Source organism: Pseudomonas sp. NPDC087358, from assembly GCF_044900785.1.
Taxonomy (GTDB): domain Bacteria; phylum Pseudomonadota; class Gammaproteobacteria; order Pseudomonadales; family Pseudomonadaceae; genus Aquipseudomonas.
In genome coordinates, this window is the sequence record NZ_JBJDOA010000003.1 from 173849 (window position 1) to 195985 (window position 22137).

General features: G+C 59.6%; 17 protein-coding genes. 2 read left to right on the forward strand and 15 right to left on the reverse strand.

Annotated elements, in window-relative coordinates; genetic code table 11:
- Positions 1 to 10 precede the first annotated feature (10 nt).
- From ccoG to ccoN, 7 genes are all read right to left on the reverse strand, one after another.
- Positions 11 to 1426 (reverse strand): cytochrome c oxidase accessory protein CcoG, encoded by a 1416-nt coding sequence (gene ccoG, locus ACI2KS_RS07650; RefSeq protein WP_404618756.1) that lies wholly within the window; start codon positions 1424 to 1426, stop codon positions 11 to 13.
- Positions 1427 to 1657: 231 nt separating this feature from the next.
- A complete protein-coding gene (locus tag ACI2KS_RS07655) occupies positions 1658 to 2110 on the reverse strand; it encodes a type II toxin-antitoxin system VapC family toxin (RefSeq protein WP_404618758.1) in 453 nt (150 codons plus the stop codon).
- Positions 2110 to 2361: a type II toxin-antitoxin system Phd/YefM family antitoxin gene (locus tag ACI2KS_RS07660; protein ID WP_404618760.1), complete on the reverse strand. Its 252-nt coding sequence runs from the start codon at positions 2359 to 2361 to the stop codon at positions 2110 to 2112. The genes ACI2KS_RS07655 and ACI2KS_RS07660 overlap by 1 nt, the downstream gene beginning before the upstream one ends.
- Before the next feature lie 153 nt (positions 2362 to 2514).
- Positions 2515 to 3492, reverse strand: coding sequence for a cytochrome-c oxidase, cbb3-type subunit III (gene ccoP / locus ACI2KS_RS07665; RefSeq protein ID WP_404618762.1), 978 nt, complete (start codon positions 3490 to 3492; stop codon positions 2515 to 2517).
- Complete coding sequence (locus ACI2KS_RS07670; protein ID WP_074755401.1) at positions 3489 to 3680, reverse strand: CcoQ/FixQ family Cbb3-type cytochrome c oxidase assembly chaperone; 192 nt, start codon at positions 3678 to 3680, stop codon at positions 3489 to 3491. The genes ccoP and ACI2KS_RS07670 overlap by 4 nt, the downstream gene beginning before the upstream one ends.
- 5 nt (positions 3681 to 3685) lie before the next feature.
- Positions 3686 to 4297, reverse strand: coding sequence for a cytochrome-c oxidase, cbb3-type subunit II (ccoO, locus tag ACI2KS_RS07675; protein WP_404618764.1), 612 nt, complete (start codon positions 4295 to 4297; stop codon positions 3686 to 3688).
- Positions 4297 to 5739 carry a cytochrome-c oxidase, cbb3-type subunit I gene (gene ccoN, locus ACI2KS_RS07680; protein WP_404618766.1) on the reverse strand — a complete coding sequence of 481 codons (1443 nt, stop codon included), beginning with the start codon at positions 5737 to 5739 and terminating at the stop codon, positions 4297 to 4299. Before ccoN ends, ccoO begins: the two co-directional genes overlap by 1 nt.
- A 986-nt stretch (positions 5740 to 6725) precedes the next feature.
- On the opposite strand from ccoN, the gene ACI2KS_RS07685 reads away from it, so the two are divergent.
- Positions 6726 to 7415, forward strand: coding sequence for an alpha/beta family hydrolase (locus tag ACI2KS_RS07685; RefSeq protein ID WP_404618768.1), 690 nt, complete (start codon positions 6726 to 6728; stop codon positions 7413 to 7415).
- Here ACI2KS_RS07685 and ACI2KS_RS07690 read toward each other — a convergent pair.
- The 4 genes from ACI2KS_RS07690 to ACI2KS_RS07705 form a co-directional block, all read right to left on the reverse strand.
- On the reverse strand, positions 7404 to 7892 hold the full coding sequence (locus ACI2KS_RS07690) for a hypothetical protein (RefSeq protein ID WP_404618770.1): 489 nt from the start codon (positions 7890 to 7892) through the stop codon (positions 7404 to 7406). The genes ACI2KS_RS07685 and ACI2KS_RS07690 overlap by 12 nt on opposite strands.
- 114 nt (positions 7893 to 8006) lie before the next feature.
- Positions 8007 to 10619, reverse strand: coding sequence for a hypothetical protein (locus ACI2KS_RS07695; RefSeq protein WP_404618772.1), 2613 nt, complete (start codon positions 10617 to 10619; stop codon positions 8007 to 8009).
- A gap of 62 nt (positions 10620 to 10681) precedes the next feature.
- Positions 10682 to 12535: a hypothetical protein gene (locus tag ACI2KS_RS07700; RefSeq protein ID WP_404618774.1), complete on the reverse strand. Its 1854-nt coding sequence runs from the start codon at positions 12533 to 12535 to the stop codon at positions 10682 to 10684.
- A 224-nt stretch (positions 12536 to 12759) separates the two neighbouring features.
- Entirely contained in the window at positions 12760 to 14619 is a 1860-nt protein-coding gene (locus ACI2KS_RS07705) for a hypothetical protein (protein ID WP_404618776.1), read from the reverse strand.
- Between the two features lie 393 nt (positions 14620 to 15012).
- Here ACI2KS_RS07705 and ACI2KS_RS07710 point away from each other — a divergent pair, with 393 nt between their 5' ends.
- Positions 15013 to 17295 (forward strand): autotransporter outer membrane beta-barrel domain-containing protein, encoded by a 2283-nt coding sequence (locus ACI2KS_RS07710; RefSeq protein WP_404618778.1) that lies wholly within the window; start codon positions 15013 to 15015, stop codon positions 17293 to 17295.
- 128 nt (positions 17296 to 17423) lie between these two features.
- Here ACI2KS_RS07710 and ACI2KS_RS07715 read toward each other — a convergent pair whose 3' ends face one another.
- From ACI2KS_RS07715 to ACI2KS_RS07730, 4 genes are all read right to left on the reverse strand, one after another.
- On the reverse strand, positions 17424 to 18083 hold the full coding sequence (locus tag ACI2KS_RS07715) for a hypothetical protein (RefSeq protein WP_404618780.1): 660 nt from the start codon (positions 18081 to 18083) through the stop codon (positions 17424 to 17426).
- A 427-nt stretch (positions 18084 to 18510) separates the two neighbouring features.
- Positions 18511 to 19182, reverse strand: a complete 672-nt coding sequence (locus ACI2KS_RS07720; protein WP_404618782.1) for a hypothetical protein — start codon at positions 19180 to 19182, stop codon at positions 18511 to 18513.
- Positions 19183 to 19463: 281 nt separating this feature from the next.
- The gene (locus tag ACI2KS_RS07725; protein ID WP_404618784.1) at positions 19464 to 21029 is read right to left on the reverse strand and encodes a methyl-accepting chemotaxis protein; all 1566 of its coding nucleotides are present in this window, start codon (positions 21027 to 21029) and stop codon (positions 19464 to 19466) included.
- Positions 21030 to 21133: 104 nt separating this feature from the next.
- Positions 21134 to 21925 carry a lysostaphin resistance A-like protein gene (locus ACI2KS_RS07730; protein WP_404618786.1) on the reverse strand — a complete coding sequence of 264 codons (792 nt, stop codon included), beginning with the start codon at positions 21923 to 21925 and terminating at the stop codon, positions 21134 to 21136.
- Positions 21926 to 22137 lie beyond the last annotated feature (212 nt).

Here is a 22137-nt window from a genome sequence, read left to right on the forward strand (position 1 = left end):
CTGACATCTCTCAACGAACTTGTGGGCCGATGAATCGGCTCTTGGCTTGTACTTCGGTGCCGCTGTTTTCGATGTCCTTGAGGATGAATCTGACCTCGTTGGTGCTCGACGGCAATTGCTCGGGCGAGACCGACAGCTCCACCGGCATGCTGAAGATTTCCCCGGCGGACACCTTGATTTCGCGCCGACCCTGGAGTTTCAGGTCCGGCAGGCCCGTGGCGTCCAGTACGTAGGTGTGGTCGACCTGATCTTTGTTCATCACTTTCAGGCTGTAGACGTTTTCGATTCGCCCTTCGGCATTTTCTCGGTACAGCACGCGGTCCTTGCTGACGTCGAAGCCCACCAGCGAGCGCATGAAAAATGCGCCGGTCAGCACGCCGATCATCACCAGCAGCACCACGGCATAGCCAATCAGCCGAGGGCGAAACGTGTGCGTGGTCTGCCCGGACAGGTTGTGCTCGGTGGTGTAGCTGATCAGGCCGCGCGGGTAGCTCATCTTGTCCATGATGGTGTCGCAGGCATCGATACAGGCCGCGCAGCCGATGCACTCGATCTGCAGGCCGTCGCGGATGTCGATCCCGGTCGGGCAGACCTGTACGCACATGGTGCAGTCGATGCAGTCGCCCAGGCCCTGGGCCTTGTAGTCCAGTTCCTTTTTGCGCGGGCCACGTTTCTCGCCTCGACGTGGGTCGTAGGAAACAATCAGTGTGTCCTTGTCGAACATCACACTTTGAAAGCGTGCGTAGGGGCACATGTAGATGCACACCTGCTCGCGCAGCCAGCCGGCATTGCCGTAAGTGGCAAGGGTAAAGAAAGCGATCCAGAAATACGACCAGCCGTCGGCCTGGCCGGTGAAGAAGTCCATGGTGAGCTCGCGGATCGGCGAGAAGTAGCCGACGAAGGTCAACCCGGTGACCAGACCGATCAGCAACCACAAGCCGTGCTTGGCGAGTTTGCGCGAGAATTTGCCGGCGCTCATCGGCGCCTTGTCCAGTTTGATGCGCTGGTTGCGATCGCCCTCGGTGACCTTTTCACACCACATGAAAATCCAGGTCCAGACGCTTTGCGGGCAGGTATAGCCGCACCACACGCGGCCAGCGAAGACGGTAATGAAAAACAGCCCGAAGGCGCTGACGATCAGAATGCCTGAGAGCAGGATGAAATCCTGCGGCCAGAAAGTGGCGCCGAAGATGTAGAACTTGCGCTCGGGCAGGTTCCACCAGACCGCCTGATGACCGCCCCAGTCGAGCCACACGGTGCCGAAATACAGGAGGAAAAGCGCAATCCCGCCGCCGATCCGCAGGTTGCGAAACAGACCGGTGAACGCACGGGTGTAGATCTTCTCCCGAGAGGCGTAGAGGTCAACGGTGTCGCCGTCGTTTTTTGCTGGCGGCGTGACGTTGTGGACCGGAATCTGAGGGCTCATCGCAGCATACTCATTGAAGCGTGCTCATCGAAACGTCACGGGACAGCGAAAAAAATGCCCCGGTCAGTACATGCCGACCAGGATCATCGAGTGGTTGTCATAGCGCATGGCTCGCTCTTCAGTTTAGTCGAAGGCTGCGGGCTCTGGTCAGTCGGTGCACGATCGACAGCGGTGGTTGATGCAGATCAAACCGCAACGCGGGCAGTTCAATCGGGGCTTGCAGCATGGTGGTCATCCATGCACGCCATAAGGCGCTCGTTGTTCGTTCAATTGACTGATCCACGGATTGATCAAGGCAACTGCGCTGCCCGCGAAATCGGCGGTGTTTCGCGTCACCACTGTCATGCCGTGTACCAGGGCGGTGGCGGCAATCATCGCATCGGACTCACTGCGCGAATCCGGCACATGCAGACGCGCACACTTGAAAGCAACCGCCGTATCAACAGGCAGGATACGTCCCGAAAATGCCGGGAGAACATGGTGCTCGAGCCATGTTCTGAGCAGCACCGACTGAGCGCTGTCGCGGCGCTCGAGTCGAAGTATTCCGGCTTCCAGTTCCAGCACGGTGATTGCAGACAGGTAGAGGCTGGTCGCGGGGATCTGCCGTGCCCATCTGATTACATTCGGATCGGCCTTGTGGTTTTTTCGAAGTTCCGAGACGACATTGGTGTCGAGCAGGTACATCAGAGCAGATCCACTTCACGTGGGCTGATCGGGCTTCGAACGGGCTGGAATTCGATGTCTTCCATGCCTGGCATTGCCAGCATGTCGACGATGTTGACTGAGCCGCCAGCAAGCTTCTGGTAATCCTCGATGGTCAGCAATACATGAGCCGGGCGCCCGCGGTCGGTGATGAAGACCGGTCCCTGTTTGGTAGCTTTTTTGGCGCCGCTGGTGTCCTGGTTGAACTCACGGCTGGAAATAGTAGTGATCATGGGCGTCATCCTTTGTTGCTATATGTAGTTACGTTGCTACCTTAACGGTTGGCATCCTAAGCCTCTCGCTCCGCCTGCTCAAGATTTAATGTGTAACCGATGAACAGCCCCGCTTGTTCACGACGGCGGGGCCGTTGGCGGCAACCGTGCGAACTATTGCCCCTCCACCGCCTTATCCCCATGCGACAGGCTGTACACGTAGGCGGCCAGCAGATGCACCTTGTCGTTGCCTTGCAGCAGTTCCTGCGCCGGCATCTGGCCCTGACGGCCGTAGCGGATGGTCTGTTGCAGCTGCGCGAAGCTTGAACCGTAGATGAACGCGCCGGGGTGGGTCAGGTTCGGCGCGCCCATGGCGGGGGTGCCTTTGCCTTCCGGCCCGTGGCAGGCGACGCAGTTGGCGGCGAAGATTTTCTGCCCCGCGGCCGGGTCTGCCTTGGCGTCATCCGGCAGTTTGCGGCCATCGAGCTGAGTCAGCACGTAGGCCGATACATCGCGTACGCCCTGATCGCCGACCACTTCGCCCCAGGCCGGCATCACCGCGTGCCGTCCGCCCATGATGGTGGTCTTGATGGTTTGCGGCTCACCGCCCCAGCGCCAGTCGGCATCGGTCAGGTTGGGGAAGCCGTACGCGCCCTTGGCGTCGGAGCCATGGCACACCGAGCAGTTGGAGGCGAACAGACGGCCACCCATTTTCAGTGCTTGCGGGTCCTTGGCGACCTCCTCGATGGGCATGGCGGCGAACTTGGCGAAGATCGGACCGAAGCGCGCGTCCGAGCGGGCCATTTCCTTTTCCCACTCGTGCACGCCGGTCCACCCCGGCTGGCCGTTGGAGAAGGCGGTTTGCTTGTCGTTATCGACGTAGTCGTAGCCCGGCAGCATGCCTTTCCAGTTGCCCAGCCCCGGGTACAGCACCAGGTAGCCCAGGGCGAAGATGATGGTGCCGACAAACAGCATGAACCACCATTTGGGCAGCGGATTGTCGTATTCCTCGATGCCGTCGAATGAATGGCCGACGGTCTCTTCGGTGGATTCGGCGCGCTGGCCCTTGCGGGTCGCCAGCAGCAGCCAGGTCAGGCAGAAGATCGTGCCCAGCGTCAGCACGGTGACGTACAGGCTCCAAAACGTAGTCATTGTTTGTTGCTCCTGGAAGCTTTCGCTTGCTCGAGGTGCTTGATGGCCTCGGGATCGTCGGCAAAGGGCAGCAACGTTGCGTCGTCGAACTCAGCCTTGCGCCGCGGGCTGAACACCCACAGCGCCAGGCCGATAAAGGCAACCATCACCACAACGGTGCCCAGGCCTCGAATCATCCCGATATCCATAGCGATCACCGTTTGCTCTTGATGATGGTGCCCAGGCCTTGCAGGTAGGCCACCAGTGCGTCCATTTCGGTCTTGCCCTTGACGGCGGCGCCGGCTCCGGCGATGTCTTCGTCGGTATAGGGCACGCCGAGGCTGCGCAACACTTCCATCTTGCGCCCGGTGAGCTTGCCGTCCAGGCGGTTTTCCACCAGGAACGGATACGCCGGCATCACCGATTCGGGGACCACGTTGCGCGGGTTGTACAGGTGCGCGCGGTGCCAGTCATCGGAGTAGCGCCCACCGACCCGGGCAAGGTCCGGACCGGTGCGCTTGGAGCCCCACAGGAACGGGTGATCCCAGACGCTTTCGCCGGCCACCGAGTAGTGGCCATAGCGTTCGGTTTCGGCACGGAACGGGCGGATCATTTGCGAGTGGCAGCCGACGCAACCATTGGCGATGAACACGTCGCGGCCTTCGAGCTCCAGGGCCGGGCGTGGCTTCATGCCTTCGACCGGCTTGTTGGTCACGTCCTGAAAGAACAGCGGCACGATCTGGGTCAGGCCACCGACGGCAACGGCGATGACCATGAAGATCGACAGCAGGCCGATGTTCTTCTCGAGTGTTTCGTGTCTGATCATCAGTGGGCTCCCACGACAGCGATCTGGGCGGCGGCTTCGGCTTCTTCGGCATTCGACGCACGCACGGTGCGCCATACGTTGTAGGCCATGAACAGCATGCCGCTGGCGAAGAACGCACCGCCCAGGGCACGCACGATGTATCCCGGATGGCTGGCTTGCAGCGCTTCGACGAAGGAATAGGTGAGGGTGCCGTCATCGTTGATCGCACGCCACATCAGGCCCTGAGTGATGCCGTTGACCCACATCGAGGCGATGTACAGCACGGTGCCGATGGTCGCCAGCCAGAAGTGCGTGTTGATCAGGCCGATGCTGTGCATCTGCGGCCGGCCGAAGACTTTCGGGATCATGTGATAGGTCGCGCCGATAGAAATCATCGCCACCCAGCCCAAGGCGCCGGCGTGTACGTGACCGATGGTCCAGTCGGTGTAGTGCGATAGCGAGTTGACGGTCTTGATCGCCATCATCGGGCCTTCGAAGGTCGACATCCCGTAAAACGCCAGCGACACCACCAGAAAACGCAGGATCGGGTCGGTGCGCAATTTATGCCAGGCGCCGGAGAGGGTCATCATGCCGTTGATCATGCCGCCCCAGCTGGGCGCCAGCAGAATGATCGACATCACCATGCCCAGCGACTGCGCCCAGTCGGGCAGGGCGGTGTAGTGCAGGTGGTGCGGGCCGGCCCAGATGTAAAGGGTAATCAGCGCCCAGAAGTGGACGATGGACAGGCGGTAGGAGTAGATCGGGCGCTCGGCCTGTTTGGGCACGAAGTAGTACATCATCCCGAGAAAGCCGGTGGTCAGGAAAAAGCCTACGGCATTGTGCCCGTACCACCACTGAATCATTGCATCGGTTGCGCCCGAATAGGCCGAATACGACTTGAACAGGCTGACCGGCAACGACATGTGGTTGACGATGTGCAGCATCGCCGTGACCACGATAAAGGCGCCGTAGAACCAGTTGCCGACGTAGATGTGCTTGGTCTTGCGCTTGACGATGGTGCCGAAAAACACCGCCGCGTAGGTCACCCAGACAATGGCCAGCAGAATCGCGATCGGCCATTCCAGCTCGGCGTATTCCTTGGTGGTGGTGTAACCCATCGGCAGGGTGATGATGGCGCCGATGATCACCGCCTGCCAGCCCCAGAAATGGAAAGCCGCCATGCTGTCGGAGATCAGTCGCGTCTGGCAGGTTCGCTGCACGACGTAATAGGAGGTGCCGAACAGTGCGCATCCGCCGAAGGCGAAAATCACCAGATTGGTGTGCAGGGGGCGAAGGCGTCCGAACGTGGTCCAGGGCAGACCCAGGTTCAAGTCAGGCCACACAAGTTGTGAGGCGATGAAGACACCAAGCCCCATGCCAAGGATCCCCCAGACCACCGTCATGATGGCGAACTGGCGGACTACCTTATAGTTATAAGCAGTCGGACTGATTGCTGTGCTCATTCTAAGGTTCCACGGTTTGGGTATTTTATTAGTGTGGTAACAGCCGCAACGTCGAATAAAGCGTAGACCTTTTGCCGCGCCACAGGCGGGACAGACGTCAACTGGATCGACTGCTGAGGTTTTCCAACAGATACCTGCGCGAAGACGCGCCGAGGCGATCTGCCCAAGTGGGCCGAAGGGGCGGGGGAACAGGTCGAGTGAGGCAGCGCGCGTGAATGCCGGAAACTGGATACAACCCTGCGGGTGACGAACAGATCGCTGCTGTCTGTCTGCAAGAGGGCTGAAGTGTCGTGCACAATCCTTTCACTGGGCCTGTGGCCAGCTGACGCCGGACCACTGTGGCGGCAAGCTTAGACGTGAACGGCTCGCGATGGAAGCCATATGAACAACAAGTGCGATACTTGACCGCGCGAGTCTGTCGAGCCGCCGCGTCCCCTTGCGGGACGCGGCGTTCAACAGTTTCTGGAGTGTGCTGAAACGTTCCTCCTCCTGCTGTCCCTGTACTTTGGTGGAGGACTTTTACACCTAAAGTTGTATACAAAAGACGCTGACAATTGCACTTTTTAGCTGCCCAAAAATTTTGGCCCGAGCTGGCAGATAAGGCCGGCGATCGTCGCGGTGGATCGTCCGGTAACCGACAAAAACGCCTGAACCGTCGATGAAACCGCCCGGTTGTGTGTGGTTTGGGGCGCTCAGGAGATCGGTGGTTTTTTGCCAAGTGCCGGGCAAGGGTAAGTACCTGAAGCTGAACCGACGCTGTCTTGCGCAGGGATCTTCATGGTCTGAGCGCTCGACGGTGCGAACAGCGTTCGTGGCATGCCGACATACCTTGCGTGCGAGCAGCGCAACGCCTGCGCGCTGGGCCAAGGATCAGCACCGGTTCGGCATCCGACCGACGGTTTTCTGCCCGTTGCCATCGTCCCATCGGCATAATGTCGACCTTTCCAGGTCACCTCACGCCGACGTGAGCCCGCAGCGAGGCAAGCATGAAAAAAGCACACCCTGCCAGTATCGAGGCCGATCAGTGCGCGCAACTGGCACATGAGCACGGTTGGCTGTGGAATGCGCCGGCGTCGGCTGTGTCGGGCCAGGCCGCGACCCTGATTCTCGCCCATGGCGCAGGCGCCCCGATGGACAGCGACTTCATGAACGACATGGCCCGACGACTGGCCGCGCTGGGTATCGGTGTGTTGCGCTTCGAGTTTCCCTATATGGCCCAGCGCCGCCTCGACGGCGGCCGACGCCCGCCAAACCCTCAGGCCAAATTGCTCGAGTGCTGGCATCAGGTCCATGAGGCGGTGCGTGCGCTCGTCAGCGGACGTCTGGCCGTCGGCGGTAAATCCATGGGAGGACGCATGGCCAGCCTGATTGCCGACGAGGTCAAGGCCGACGCACTGATCTGTCTGGGTTACCCGTTCTACGCCGTTGGCAAACCGGAAAAACCGCGGGTGGCGCATCTGGCCGAGCTCAAGACCCCGACCCTGATCATCCAGGGTGAACGCGATGCGCTGGGCAATCGCGAGACCGTCGAGGGCTACACGCTGGCAAGCCAGATTCACATTCACTGGCTGCCCACCGCCAATCATGATCTCAAGCCCTTGAAGGCAGCGGGCGTCAGCTATGAGGCATGCCTGCAAGACGCCGCCGAACACGTTGCCCGGCAATTAGCCGGGTAATGGACCGATACTCGGAACAGGGCCGCAGATCAGCTCGAATTGGCCGTCGGTCACCTCGAACCCGATCGCTGGGATGGCGAATTCAAAGGTGCCTTTCAGGCGGCCGGTTTCAATTTCACACGCGAGCAATGTCAGGCTGCCTTGCTGAAAATCCCGGGAGTGATACACCTGCGCGATACGCCGGGGCGTGAGGTGGTAAACCACGGTCAGCCGATCATTGCCGACCAGATCATAAGTGCCCGGTTTAAGCATTCGATCGATGAAAAAACCGAACACCGTGCGCCGCGAGGCCACCTGGCCCACGGCGTGGACTTTCCAGATGCTGTGAGTGCGCACGCCGTCGAGCTCGGGGCGCAAGCACCACACTGCACTCAGGTGGGTGGTGAGAAACTGCCTGGCGTTGACGACAGCGTTGAAGTGCCCCTCGACAGCCGGCAGCCGCAAGGGTGAATGGGGCAGATGAGTAGAGTTTTCCATGATCTCTCCTGCTTCGACCTGCTGCCACACAGGCTGAAGACACCGCCATGCGGGCACGGTGTCCTCGGCGTTGGTAGCGGGCAGGTCATCCTTGAGTGATACACGCCTCCAGCGTCAGCGGATCGCGACACCGAGGCTGGAATTGATATGCAGCAACTTGAAATCCTTGCCGGAGTTCAGGTTCTTGATGTAGTACCACTTGGCGCCGAAGACGTCTTTGGCCACCGTGGACGACCAGTAATTGCCGTTACCCATGGGCCAGCGATTGCCAAAGGCGTTATGGATCTCGATCAGCTCATGAATGCTCGGAATACGCCCGCCGATACGCGATGCAGCACTCGACATCTGCGTCAGATTCCCTGACCCCACGCCATGGCATTCGATGACGCCTGTGACTGCCACGGTGTAGCTTTTGCTATCGCCGGACGCATCGGTGACGCTGATGGTGGCCCCGCCGTTGCCGCGTACCGAGGTCAGCCCTTCACCGTCCACGTGAGCCACCGCCGGGTTGCTGCTGGTGTAGGTGTAAGGAGGGCGACCGCCACTGGCTGCGCGCTTGACCGTCGTCCCGCTGGGGAATGCAGGCAGCACATCGGGACGGCCGGGCAGTAGATACACCTTCCCGGTCAACGGTGCAGGCGAAGTGTCCAGCACCAGGCCCTCCCGAACCTGAAGCTCAAGCGTGTGCGACTCCATCTCTACACCCTTGCGAGTGATCAGGTACGACACCTGCGCAGCGCCGCCTTCGTTTTCGTCGATGAAGGTCTTCGGGATGCCGAACGTCAAGCGGGTGCTCGCACCGACCTCTTGCTCCAGACCGTCGTAACGGGTCTTGCCGACCCAGCGCACCCTGGCTTTATCCTCCGCCAGCATGCCTCGATAGGTCGCTTGGACAGTGGCCTGGGGACCGCTGATCAACGAAGGACGCAGCACCCCGTCAGGTCCGACGGTGTCCATCGTCGGCGCAGGAAGATCGAGCGCCGCGCTGAGGATTTTCACCTCAAGGGTGTCCGAATCCTGCACTACACCACTGACCCGCGCGACGCTGTAAGACACCTGCACCGTCTGCCCGTCGTTGACCGACACCAGCGCGCTGGCAAACACCAGCGACACCTCGCTGCCGGCCTGCTCAGCAGTAATCAGCTGCGCTTTCGAATCGCTGCCCTTGGGACCACTCCAGCGCACCGTCAGCTTCTCGCCCTCACGCACATTGGCCCCGGCACCGATCACCACCGTGGCACCGTCGACGGCGTTGGCCGGATCGAGGATGTTGTTTTCGGCTTCCTTGAGGGTGGGGAGGGGGAGGGGGTCAACGCGCTCGACACCGACGGGCAGAAACAATGAAGGCGAGGTGAAAAATGCGCGAGCGAACGTGTTGACCGTGTAATAGATTTCGACCGATCCACCCGCCAGGAGGCTGACCTTCTCGTCTGGCACGATAAAGCGCATGCCGCTGCCCACATCGCTACTGGTGACTGTTTTCAATTCATCGTGCATGACGTTGGCCCCGCTTTCGCTTCTACCCATCCAGAACAGGTGAAGGTCGTTGCCCTGCGCCATGAAGTAGTAGGGTGGCACCTCGACCTGGACGTTGACGGAGCCGGGGTCAAGCACGCCTCCATTGTCCTCGGCGACGGGTACACGGGGCAGCGCAAGCTGCATCGGCTCACCAACGACCCTGAGCGCCAGGCTCTTGGAGCGCAAGGTGTCGCCCGAGGGTTTAACCACCCTGTATTGCAGTCTGGCGCGCCCGTGAGTAATCGGTTGGAACTGCTCGTTGGGCACCATGAACTCGTAGACGCTGCCGGGTTGGTCAACCGTTTGGCTGGCTGTGTAGCCTGGCAGCGCCAGACCTTCTGCCGTACTGCGCTCCATCGACAGCATCAATTGGTCACCGTTCTGAATGTCGGCATGGGCAATGACCAGCACCTGCACATCAGCGCCAGACAGCAGATCGAGGTCCAGCTCCATGCCCGGCGCTTGCGGGGTGACGGGCGCTGGCAACGTCGATTGTCCGGCTTCCACTTCCAGATAGGTCGGCAGCGACCAGCGTGACCAGTTGTTGACGATGTCACGGATCTCGTAGCGCACTTCCAGCATGTCCGAATCGCCCGCGCTTTCGATGATTTCCTTGCTGATCGGGATGGTGACCGGCTGGCCTGTCTGCGCCTGGTCGGTGATCTCGCTGCGAATCAGCTCGCCGTGCCAGGAGAGGGTGATCTTGTCGCCAACGAACATGTTCAAGTACGGCTCGACTTCGACTGTCACCCCTTCAGGGGAGGTAATGACGCCTTCAGGCGACACCTTTGGTTTGGCCAGACGTTCGTTTTCCCAGGGCGTGGCGGGGTTGCTGTCAGTGCCGCCGGGCAGTGTCAATTTGACCGCAATGAGCGCCGGATGGGACTGGTTCTTCTGGCCACCGATAGGTTTGGTGACCTCGTAGTGAAGACTGATCACCGGTTGAGCCACGAATTTTTGGTCCAGCGGGAGAACCACGAAGTTGAACAGCCCCGAGGTCAGGTCTTCCTTTTTAACCGTGTAGTTGAACGCCAGCTGACTGTCGCAATGCAGATCAATGACGTCGCCCTCGGCTATCTCCAGATAGGGGCCGACACGCACGGCAAGGGGGACTTGCGGGTCAAGCGTATCGGCGTAGCCAATGCCGCTTGGGTCGTGCAGGTTCTGCATGGCAGGTGCGGGCAACAACGCGTTGGTTGCAATATTCATGAGTTGAGTCATCCATTCTCTGATTGTCAGTTGGCGAGCCCGAAGGCCCGCCGATGGGTCGATCAGCAGCCCTGCCCTGGAATGGCCATGGTGATGATCACTTGAGTGACTGTGGAATTGACCATCAGGCCGTCCGGGCCCTGAACGCGGTAGTAGGCTTCTCCCCGGCCTTCGCAAATCAGGCTCAGTTGCTGGGCCGAGACCCGGAAGCTGTAGCCGTTGAGCTGTTCGTACTCGTCAAGTACGCGGGTAATTTCAAGGCTTGCGCCCGGTACCGGGGTATCGCCATAAGCGCGGTTGTATCCGTGAAAGACGATGCTGACCCGTGGGTACGCATCGGCATTGACATACGGCGCGATGAAGATAGGCGTGCCATCGGGGCTGTTGACCGGGCTGATGGCGTTGAAATCGTTGGCGTTGCTGAACACCGGCCCTACAAGGCCGTCGGGCCCTCCTGGCAAATCGCCCTTGGAGCGCACAATCACCGCTTGTGCCGCAGACCTTGAGGTATTGGGGTTGCCCACGTGAGTGACCGTGTAATACACCTTGATATCGTCGCCGGTGCCTTGCGCTGCGATAACCTCATTTGGAATGGTCAGCAGCAGATCCCGGCCAACGTCGGTGGAACGCAGGGTGTATGCCACCGGCGTATTCTGCGAACCCCAATACAGGCTGATCCGGTCACTGATGGCAAACGCATCGCGCCAGCCGATCAGCGCAGTGGCTTCCAGCAGGAAGTCATCCTCATCGATCACGTTGTCTTCGTTATTCGGGTTGTCACTGGTGCCGCGAATGATCGGCAGAGCCAGGGCTTCGTTCTCAGGGGTTTGCGGATCTGGGTCCTGAGGGCCTGGCAACGTCAGGTTGACGCTGACCGGCAATGGCAGCGAACCGCCCACCAGCAGCTCGTTGCGACGGACCTCGTAGCGCAACTCGACCGCGCCATCACCCGCCTGAGCGATGCTGGCGTAAGGCACGTTGAGGGCAAACACCGGGTCCGAGGTTTCTTCGCCGGGCTGTACCGGCACCTCCTGCAACGCATCGGCGCCCCAGTACAGGGTAATGCCGTCGCCGGCGTGAATATTGGGGTACTGAGGAATGTCCACCGCTACGCTGGCGCGGGCATCGGCGTCGTCGATCAGGCCGTCCTCAGCCTGAGGGCAAGCAGGCGCCGGATAGTCTTGAGGAATTTCCTGCAAAAACAATTGAAAGGTTCTTGCCTGGGAGTTGATCGATACGTTACCGGCACGGTCGCTCACGATGTAATGCACGGGCTCCTTCACATCCCCCAGGCTTTCCAGGAACGCACGGGTGAAGTTGAGCATCACCCGATCGTCGTTGACCTCAGATGCGGTCACGGTGTGTTCCGGCCCGGCGACGCTGCCCCACTGGGTCTGGATCCGGTCGCCCCAGGCCATACCGGCGTAGCCCGGCACTTCGGCAACCAGCACGTCACCCAACGCGCTCAGTTCGTCGGAGGTCAGCGCTCCATCCCGGGCTTCGGGTGGGAAGACCATGGCCGCCAGCAAGCTGCCGCCCGGTGCGGTGCGGTCGACGATCAGCGGTACTTCGGGCGAGAGGGCGGCTTGGCCGCCTATCTCATTAATTGCCGCATAGCCAGCCGTGTAGACGCCATCGGCGCCCAGCAGACCCACCGGTATTTCCAGGGTTAGCGGGTCGCCGGGCTGCTCACTGCCGATGTATTTCTTTTCACCGACGAGCAGACCGTTCCATGCCAGTTGATAGGAGTGGCCTGGTACAGCTTCCGGCCACATCACGAAACTCATGACCACGGGACGTTGCAGGTCTTCCAGGGTTAACAGACCGTCGACGGGATCAGCTACCGGTACGCTGGGTTGTGGCAATGCCTTGGCCGAATAACGAGTGACCAATGGGGTTTGATGTGAATTGCACATAGTGTTTCTCCAATAAGAAGGCAGCCGGAAGTCTTCTGCGAAATGGCTACCTGGTTTTTTATAATTGCCGAAGATATAAAGTATCGACGGCGCAACAGTGCTGGTGTAATCGAGTAGAAGTTTATGGGATACAGCTACGAGACACTTTTAACTAATCTGGGTTTGGCGGTGAGGTCAACCAATAAATAAATATTATTTTTGAGTGCTAGTTGTTTTTTTAAACTTCAGTTCGCGCAGAGGGGCTGTGGAATACGTCGGTCGATGTAAGCGGCAGACAGTAAGGATCCAGCAGCGCCGTAATCATTTTCAATCCGATATTTGACCTGGATAACACCGATTGAAAACTGCTCCACTATGTTCGAGGGCACCTTGAATATAATGTCGCTGGTTATCGCCTCTTCACTCACGGTTGTTGAAAGATTGAGCGCGGCTGTCTCCAATACCTTGCCATCCACGAAAGCGTCGAAGCCGGTGAGCGACAGTTGTATTTGGTCACCCGGACGCATGTTGCGGTATGGCTTGATCAACAGCGAAGTGCCTTGGGCAATTACCGGCAGGCGCAGGGTCTGGCTGGCATCGACATCGACAAATACCGCACCCGGCAACCCGCATTCGCCGCCGGGTAACAGCGCTCGGCAGACGACTCTGACCGGCTGAGTAGAAGAGTGCGAGGTGTTGGGGTTACCGGCGTGCGTCACCTGGTAGCGCACCGGGATGGCCCGCCCGACCCCTTCGCCGCTGATCACCTTGTTCGGCACGCAAAGGACTAGATCAAGCCCGGCGTCGATATCGTTCTGGTCAAGGGTTCGAACCACCGGTATGGGCCATGACCCCCAGAACACCTGGATTTGATCGCAGGCCTTGAAGCCGGTTTGCCACGGGATGACGGTGTCTGCGTCGAGCAGGTAATCGTCTGGGTCGAGAAAGTTGATCAAAGGCGTGGCATGTTCAGCTTTGCCTCGCACCCGAGGCGCGGCAAGGTGCTCGTTGATCAGTGTTTCCGGCATAGGGTCCTGTGGGCCGGGCAGGCTCACGAACACGTTGACCGTTGTCGCAGGCGAGGTGGCAGGCGCCAGGCCGTCGCGGCGCACTTCATACCTCACCTCGATCGGCCCATCGCCTGCGGCCTGCAGCGTGGCGAACGAGACCGTCATCGACAGGACGCTTGATTGCGCCCTCGCGTGTTCGTCCAGGACTTGACCGGGCAGCGCCAGGCCACCCCAACTCAGCACGATGACATCGCCGGGCTGGGCATTGCCGTAGTGAGGGATCTGCACCTGCACGCCATGGCGAGCGTCATTGTGCTCGATCATGCCGTCAGTGGCCCTGGGCACCACCGGCGCTCGCAGGTCCTGCGGGTGGTTGCGCAATTGCAGGCGCAGCACGGCGGGTTCAGAGACGATCGACAGGTTTCCCGCGCGGTCGCTGATGGTGTAAGTCACCGCGATATCGCCGTCGTTCAGTTGCTCAAGAAAGCTGCGCTCGAAGCTGAAACTGATTTCGCTGCCCCCAAGTTCTTCTGCAACCAGGGTGCGCTGTGGCCCCGGCTGATCCCCCCAGTAGGTGCGCACGACATCGCCCCATTTGGCGTCGAAGTAGCTGGGCAGCCTGCCCGTCAGGCTGTTGCCTGCGGTTGTGAGTGACGCCTCGGTAAGGGGCAGCAGACGCGGGTCGAAAATCAGCGGAGCCAGCAGGTCGCCGCCGGGAGCGGTGCGGTCGACGATAAGTGGGATGTCAGGCGAAAGGGCGGCCTGTCCGCCTGTCTCATTTATGGCGGCGTACCCTACCCGATGCGTACCGTCCACGGCGAGCAGGGAGGGCGGAATCTCCAGTGTCAGCGGGTCGCCGGGTTTCTCATTTCCGATGTACTTTTTTTCGCCTATCAGAAGGCCGGTCCACACAAGTTGGTAGGAGTGACCGGGAACTGCTTGAGGCCAGACGGGTAAAGCTATTACGACGGGTTGAGCAAGCTGTTCCAGAGTCAGAAGTCCATCCACCGGATCGGCCTGCGGTAGCGAGGGGGGCGGAAGCGAGCCGCGTGGCTGTTGTATAGCTGACTCTTCTGAATGCGTCGATCTTTTCATTTTTTTGTTCCTTATTTCTAATGCCGGTTTGTGCTGAAAGTTTGCGGATTTTTTAAATTCTGATCGTTTTCCTTTGATGCTGGATTAGCCCGCCTGGTTCTTGCAGCGTGCTGAAGAGACATTGTTTGTTTATTCGGGCTCGCGTGGTTTAAATTGATTGAAGTTATATATTTATATCGAAATTTTAATTTGTGCCACCCATCTTTTTCGGAAAAGAAAACTCCTACAGTCTAATCGGACCTCTGGTTTTTTCTTGTAAGCCATGACAGGGGTTTGTAAGAAAAGGACGACCCTCAATTGAGCGTGACCCACCTGCAATAATGTCCGATTGGGTTCAGGGTCAGAATTGCACTGGCCGAAGCTGCCGGCTCTTTTTGAGGGAGGATGCTGAACGTGAGCAGTAGAGGCAGTACGAAACGCAAGGGCGTAGGCGTTCATTGGCAAGTTGTGGGTGGGCTGTACGGGATGCTGCTGTCGGGTTATGGGTTCGCCACTGGGCAAGGCCTGGAGGCATTGCCGGGAGCCATCGACGTGCCTGCCGGTGCTGTCCGGGATGTCGACCAGGCCACGGGCCTGGAGTATCGACTTCTGGGAAGCGAGGCGAGGCTCAATCTGTTGGCCAACTCGTCTGTAAATAATGTGTACAGCACCGCTGCGGGCTCCATTTTGAATATCCAGGGTGGCATCGTTGAGCAGACGCAGGATCGTCCTGGCATTGCAGCCGCTGTTCATCTCTATGCAGGCCGTTTGGAGGCCGATGACGCAGTGATCGTCAGCACGGATAAATATGGGGTATGGCTCCAGGCTATGTCCGGCAAGCGTGCCACGGCCAACATCCATCGCAGCTTGATTGCTGGCCCAGGCATCGGCGTGAAAATAGGAAACAGCGACGCCGTTCTGACAGATACCCATGTAGTGGGTCTGATTAATTCTGAAGGTGCAGGCGCAGGTATACAGGCAGGCTCTGCGAACATTGAGATCAATGGCAACAGCGTGATCGAGGGCGAGGTAGTGGGTATGGCGGTAACCCACTCCGGAGCGATGCCTACCGCAGGTATTGAGCCCTTGCCCGGTGTGATCACGATCGACCATTCCAGGATAAAGGGTCGTTCTGGTCCTGCGATTGAGCTCTTTGATAACGGAAAGGACACCGCCAAAGCCACCATCACCCTGCAAAACAACGCCGAACTGCTGTCCGGAAACGGCAACCTGGTCGAAGTCCATGACAAGGGCGAGCTCAAGCTGATCGTCGACGACAGTCGTCTGAGGGGCAACCTGTTGGCCGCCGACGGTGCGCGGTTTGATGTGGTGCTGCAAAACGATGCGCGCCTGAGCGGCAACGTGGAAAACGTCAACAGCCTGACCATCAACTCCGATGCTCGTTGGCGCATGCTGGGCGACAACAGCCTGCCCACCCTGAAGCTGGGCGCGGGCCGCGTGAGTTTCCGTGGCGAGGGTTTCAATACCCTGACCCTGGGCGAGCTGTCCGGCCGTGGGGTGTTCGACATGCGCATCAACCTGGATAACGGCACAGGTGACTTGCTCAACGTCACCGGGCAGGCCAGCGGCTTCCATCACGTCAACATCGAAAACACCGGTGTCGAGGTGGTGCCGCAGACGTTCGAGGCGTTGCGCGTGGTGCACACAGGCGGCGGCGACGCGCTGTTCGAGTTGGCGGGAAACCGTGGCCGCGCCGACCTGGGCGTCTACTCCTACGAACTGCAACAGCAAGGCACGGACTGGTTCATCGTCGGTTCTGGCAAGACCATCAGTCCGTCGACGCAAAGTGCGTTGGCGTTGTTCAACGCCGGGCCGACGATCTGGAACAGTGAGTTGACCACCTTGCGCAGTCGCATGGGGCAGGTGCGTGGGCAGGAGCAAGGCGGTGGCTGGATGCGCGGTTATGGCAATCGCTTCAACGCCTCGCTGGATTCGGGTGTGGCGTATCAGCAGAAGCAGCAAGGCCTGTCGTTCGGTGCCGATGCGCCGGTGCCGGTCAGTGACGGGCAACTGCTGGTGGGCTTGATGGGCGGCTACAGCACGTCCGATCTGGACCTCAGTGGTGGCACCTCGGGCAAGGTCGACAGCTATTACCTCGGCGCCTATGGCACCTGGCTGTCCTCGGATGGCTACTACCTGGACGGCGTGCTCAAAGTGAACCAGTTTCACAACGCATCCAAGGTGGCGATGAGCGATGGCGAGAAGGCCAAGGGCAACTACAGCAACATGGCCGTGGGTGGCTCGGTGGAGTTCGGCAAGCACATTGCGCTGCCTGACGAGTACTTCGTCGAGCCCTTCGCGCAGCTGTCGAGTGTCTGGATCGGCGGCGACAGCTACTCGCTGGACAACGGCCTGCAGGCCAGGGCCGACAAGACCCAGTCGATGCTGGGCAAGGTCGGCGCGACCGTCGGGCGCCCGTTTGCGCTCAAGGACGGTGGCGTGGTGCAGCCCTATGTGCGGGTGGCGGCGGCTCATGAGTTCTCCCGTAGCAACCATGTCAGCGTCAACGATCAGCGCTTCGACAACGACCTGTTCGGCTCCCGCGTCGAGCTGGGCGCCGGTGTCTCGGTGTCGCTGTCCGAGCGTCTGCAGGTGCATGCCGACTTCGATTACATGAAGGGCGAGCATGTCGAGCAACCGTGGGGCGCGAACGTCGGTTTGCGTCTGGCGTTCTGACGCGGCGGGCGAGTCATCGCCTGCGCTGATGCTGCTGTAACCGGCCCCGACCGCAGAGATGCCGTCGGGGCTTTTTGCTTTATCGAGCACCGGCCCAGGCGGCGTGGCGCAGGCCGGCTTCCGTGCGCCTACAGGTGTAATTTACGGCGCCGAATGGCGCGGGCGCGGTTGGGTGGGCGAGGGTGGCCTTTGCCGTCGCCGGAAAGGGTGACCTTGAGGGTTTCAGAGACGCCGACCAGTCGTGAACGGCGGACCACTTCGTAACGCACGTCGACCTCGCCGTTTTTATAATCCCCCAGCTTTTCGCTGTTCAGATACTGAGTCAGGCGTGGTCCGGTGCGGCCGTTTGATTCAGCCACGGTGGTATAGAAGGTGTTGTAACCCCACCGCATCTTCAGTTGATCGCCGACCCACAACTTGGGCGAGCGCGGCACATTGATGAAAATGCCTGCAATCAGTTGTTCCTGAGTCAGATTCCCGGACGGCAGGCCGGTGATATAGGGTGCGGCGAACGTGGGAGTGGCCGCCATGCTCTCTTCGTCGGGCTGCCACGCAAAACTTTGTACGTTCTGCAGGTAGTCTGAGTAGATCAGCGCAGTTTCCTTTGCGGTCGCGCCAGGAGCGGGTACTTGCGCGTCTTCATAAGGGAGCGGTGGTCCATCGCCGCCGGTTGAATCGTTGGCATCGTTAGTGTTTTCCATTAACGGATCGTTCGTCGGCTTCTTATCCAGATCCGATGCTTTAATGCCGGGTTTGTCGGGGGGCTGGATGTCCATTTCGTCTTCCATGGAAGCTCCTTGATCTAATGGCTGTTACAACGTTTAAAAGAACTCAGACGATACAGCCGCATTTGTAGGACTGGGCGTCTTGGTTGCCTATGTTCGATTCGAAAAAACCTGCTGTCAATCGTGCCCGGTGCAGAGCTTTTACGGGGTATTGGTGAACAGCTGCCGACGCTTGAATGGTTACTGTTTTTGTGAGTTGCACGGTATTTCTGCGGTTTCAAGCTGGTTGTAATTGTTTATGTATCGAAGCTGAGCGGGTATTTTAGGCTCCAAGTTAGGATGTTTCCCACGCCGTTGTAGGCTCTGCGGAAATAACGTCGTGAAAATAAATTAAGGCAATTGGGCCCATGCACGTTTTTTGACAAATGCTCCACGCAAATGCGTGGAGCGCTGAGGGTCAAATAAGCAAACGAATGGCAATATTCTGCAGTTACAATTTCATCGAAAGCATGACAGGCAATGACATCACCGACTGATTGCCGGCGCGGTCGGTGATCAGGTACTCGATGCACGCGGTTTGGGCTGCAAGGCTTTGCATGAGTTCACGTTCAAAATCGATCTCGATGGGGCGCAGGCTCAGCTCATCGGCCTGCACGGTGTGGGTCGGGCCCTGGACGCCGTTGCACAGTGTCTGGATCACATCGCCCTGCTCCATGCCGGCATAACCAGGCAATAGGCCGGTGAGGCGGTCGCCGAAGCTTGCGTTGGGGAAAATCAGCGGGGCAAGCAGGGCTGCGCCGGGTGGGGTGCGGTCGACTTTCAAGGAGACCCTTGGAGAGGGCATAGAAGCGCCGGTAATAGGACTGACCGCAACATACCCCAGTTGATACGTACCGTTTTCAATGAGTAGATGTTCACTGAGATGAACGGTAATCATGTCATAGGCATTATCTGCCGCGGTGATGGTCCGCTTGTCACCTACCCATTCATCATCAAGCGTCAGTTGAAAGTAATAGCCTGGCTCAGCTGCCGGCCAGACCATTACTTGAACGGGAACTGGCGTTTCCAGATCAGTTGTTTTCAATAGCCCATCTTCGGCATAGGCAATGGAAACAATCGGCGGGGTTAACGGAATTCCGCTTCTAGTGCTTGTGTCAGTCATAATATTCTCCATAAATACGGTCGCCGCAGGTGTGCGGGGGGGAAATGCTCGCTAAATTAATTGTCTAGATCAGCAATCAATACCCCTCGGGTATTAATTATTTATCGCTGATCTGAAATTCAACTAATAGCGATTCAATCCCGCTGTCAACCCTGTGCCCGCCCTTAAAGCCGCTTAAAATAACCAGCACCGACAACTTCAGAAACGTCCTACTTTCTTACCGCCCATAAAAAAGCCCCGACAGGTGCGCTGTCGGGGCTTGGGGTATTGCGCGCCGGGTTTTAGCGGTTGAAGCGCTCGACCAGCGAATACTGCGTGTTGGCGGTGTGGGTCAGTTCGGCGCTCAGGGTGGCGGAGCGGCGGGCTTCATCGGAGGTCTGGTCGGCCAGCTGGGCGATGGTGCTGATGTTGCGGCTGACTTCTTCGGCGACCGAGCTCTGCTCTTCGGTGGCGGCGGCGATCTGGGTGGCCATGTCGGTGATATTGGCCACTGCATCGCTGATACCCACCAGCGCCTTGTCGGCCTCCAGCACCTGCTCGACCCCTTCCTCGGCCTGACGGCGACCGGTGTTCATGGTCTGCACGGCGTTGTTGGCGGTGGTTTGCAGCTTGGCGATCAGCGCGTGGATCTGCCCGGTGGATTCGGTAGTGCGCTGCGCCAGCTGACGCACTTCGTCGGCCACGACCGCAAAACCGCGGCCCATCTCGCCGGCACGCGCGGCCTCGATGGCGGCGTTGAGCGCCAGCAGGTTGGTCTGGTCGGCAATGCCTTTGATCACGTCGACCACGCCGCCGATTTCGTCACTGTCCTTGGCCAGTTGGGTCACGGTCAGGCCGGTTTCCCCCACCGATGCCGACAGGCGCTGGATCGCCTGCCGGGCTTCGCCGGCAATGTCGCGGCCGCGGCGGGTCAGTTCATTGGCCTGCTGCGTGGCGTCGGCGGTGCGTTGTACGTGGTTGGCCACTTCCTGAGTGGTGGAGGCCATCTGGTTGATCGCCGTGGCGACCTGTTCGGTTTCCACGCGTTGACGCTCAAGCCCCTTGGAGCTGGCCTGGGCCAGACAGTCGGACTGCCGCGCCTGGGCGTTCAGGTGTTCGGCGGTGTCCTGCAAGCGGGTGAGGCAGGTCTTGAGTCGCGCTTCCTGGCTGAGGATGGACATTTCCAGACGCGCTTGCGGACCGCGGCTGTCGGTGTACATCTGCGCAATCAGCGGATCGGAGGTGGTCTGCTCGGCCAGACGCAGCAGGCGCTTGATGCCGCGCTGCTGCCAGCTCAGCCCCATCAGGCCCAGCGGTACCGACAATCCTGCGGCCAACGCGAAGCCCCAATAAGAGTTGAGCCATACACCGATCAGAAAACTCAGCTGGCTGACCAGGATGAACGGCAGCCAGTCCTGCAGCACCGGCAGCCACTTGTCACGGCTCGGCACGGCGGCCTTGCCGCTGTTGAGGCGCTGGTAAAGGGCTTCGGCGCGGCGAATCTGTTCGGCGGTGGGCTTGATGCGCACCGATTCGAAACCGACCACTTGCTTGTTCTCGAAGACCGGCGTGACGTAGGCGTTGACCCAGTAATGATCGCCATTTTTGCAACGGTTCTTGACGATGCCCATCCACGGCAAGCCCTGCTTGAGGGTGCTCCACATGTGCTCGAACACCGCCGACGGCACGTCGGGGTGACGCACGGTGTTGTGCGGTGCCTTGAGCAGCTCCTCATAAGAGAAGCCGCTGATTTCAACGAACGCGTCGTTGCAGTAGGTGATCACGCCACGCGCATCGGTGGTGGAGATCAACCGTTGCTGCGCTGGGAAGGTCCGTTCGCGTTGGGTGATGGGCTGGTTATTGCGCATAAGCTGTTCAATCCGGGAAGGCTTTGACGAGTTATCGGCGCCGCTGCCAGGAAATTAAGCATTTTGTGAACTGCGTCATGGGACGGTTTGTCGCGTATCAATATTCAGCGGTTGAACATCGGGTAGGTGAACAGGCTGAAATGCGCCAGATTGAGCCCGAAATGGGTGATCACCGCCGCTGGCAACCCGCCGAACCGGTAGGCGATGCCGTAGCCGACCCCGGCCATGCCCGCCAGCACCATCCACTGCCAGCCGGCACCGACGTGCGCAAGGCCAAACGCCAGCGAGGCGATCAGGATGGCCAGCGTTCGATGGTAGGGCAGGCGCTTGAGCAAGCGGCTCAGGCCGCCCTGGATATAGCCGCGAAAGACCAGCTCTTCGGTGAGGGTTACCAACAGCAGGTTGTTGACCACCCAGATGCCGGATTGCTCGGGCCACTGCGGTGTCCAGCCGATCAGGCCCATCGACACCGCGCTGACCAGGCACACGGCCGTGGTGACCGGCAGGGTCAGGCCCGTGGTGATCAGCATGCGCCGCGGGTTCACGGCGGTGAACACCCAGGGGCAGGCCAGTACCACCCAGAAGCCGATCAAGGGTTTGTCCAGATTGAGGTACATCGAGAAGGGTGCCGCTTGTGGGCTCAGGCGTACCGCGGCAATGGCTCTGGCGCTGAAGAAACCGGGCAGCCAGTGGCATGCCAGCGAAACGGCCAGGGCGATGAACAATCCATGACCAAAGCCGCGCACCAGCCAATGGCTGAAATGACTGACGCAAATCCCCGCCATGATCAACAGCCCGACGATCACCGTGACCGGGATGCTCAGTTGCCCGTACACCAGCGCAATGCAATAGCCCAGAGCCAGCATGATCAGCGTGGCCCAGCGAAGCGCCGGCATGATGTCGTCCTTGAGCGTCGGAGAAGGCGGCGATTTTAACGTTGATTAAACGGATATGCATGTAGGAGACGGATGAAAGGTATCTGATGATTCGGTGGAATTCTCAGTCGCCGGTGTAGGGCGTTTCTGGCAATGGCTGCATTCATCTGCTTCCGGCGGGAGGTGGGCATTGCGCCGGTCCGGCAGCTTCCACCGCCTCTGGCCAGAATCAC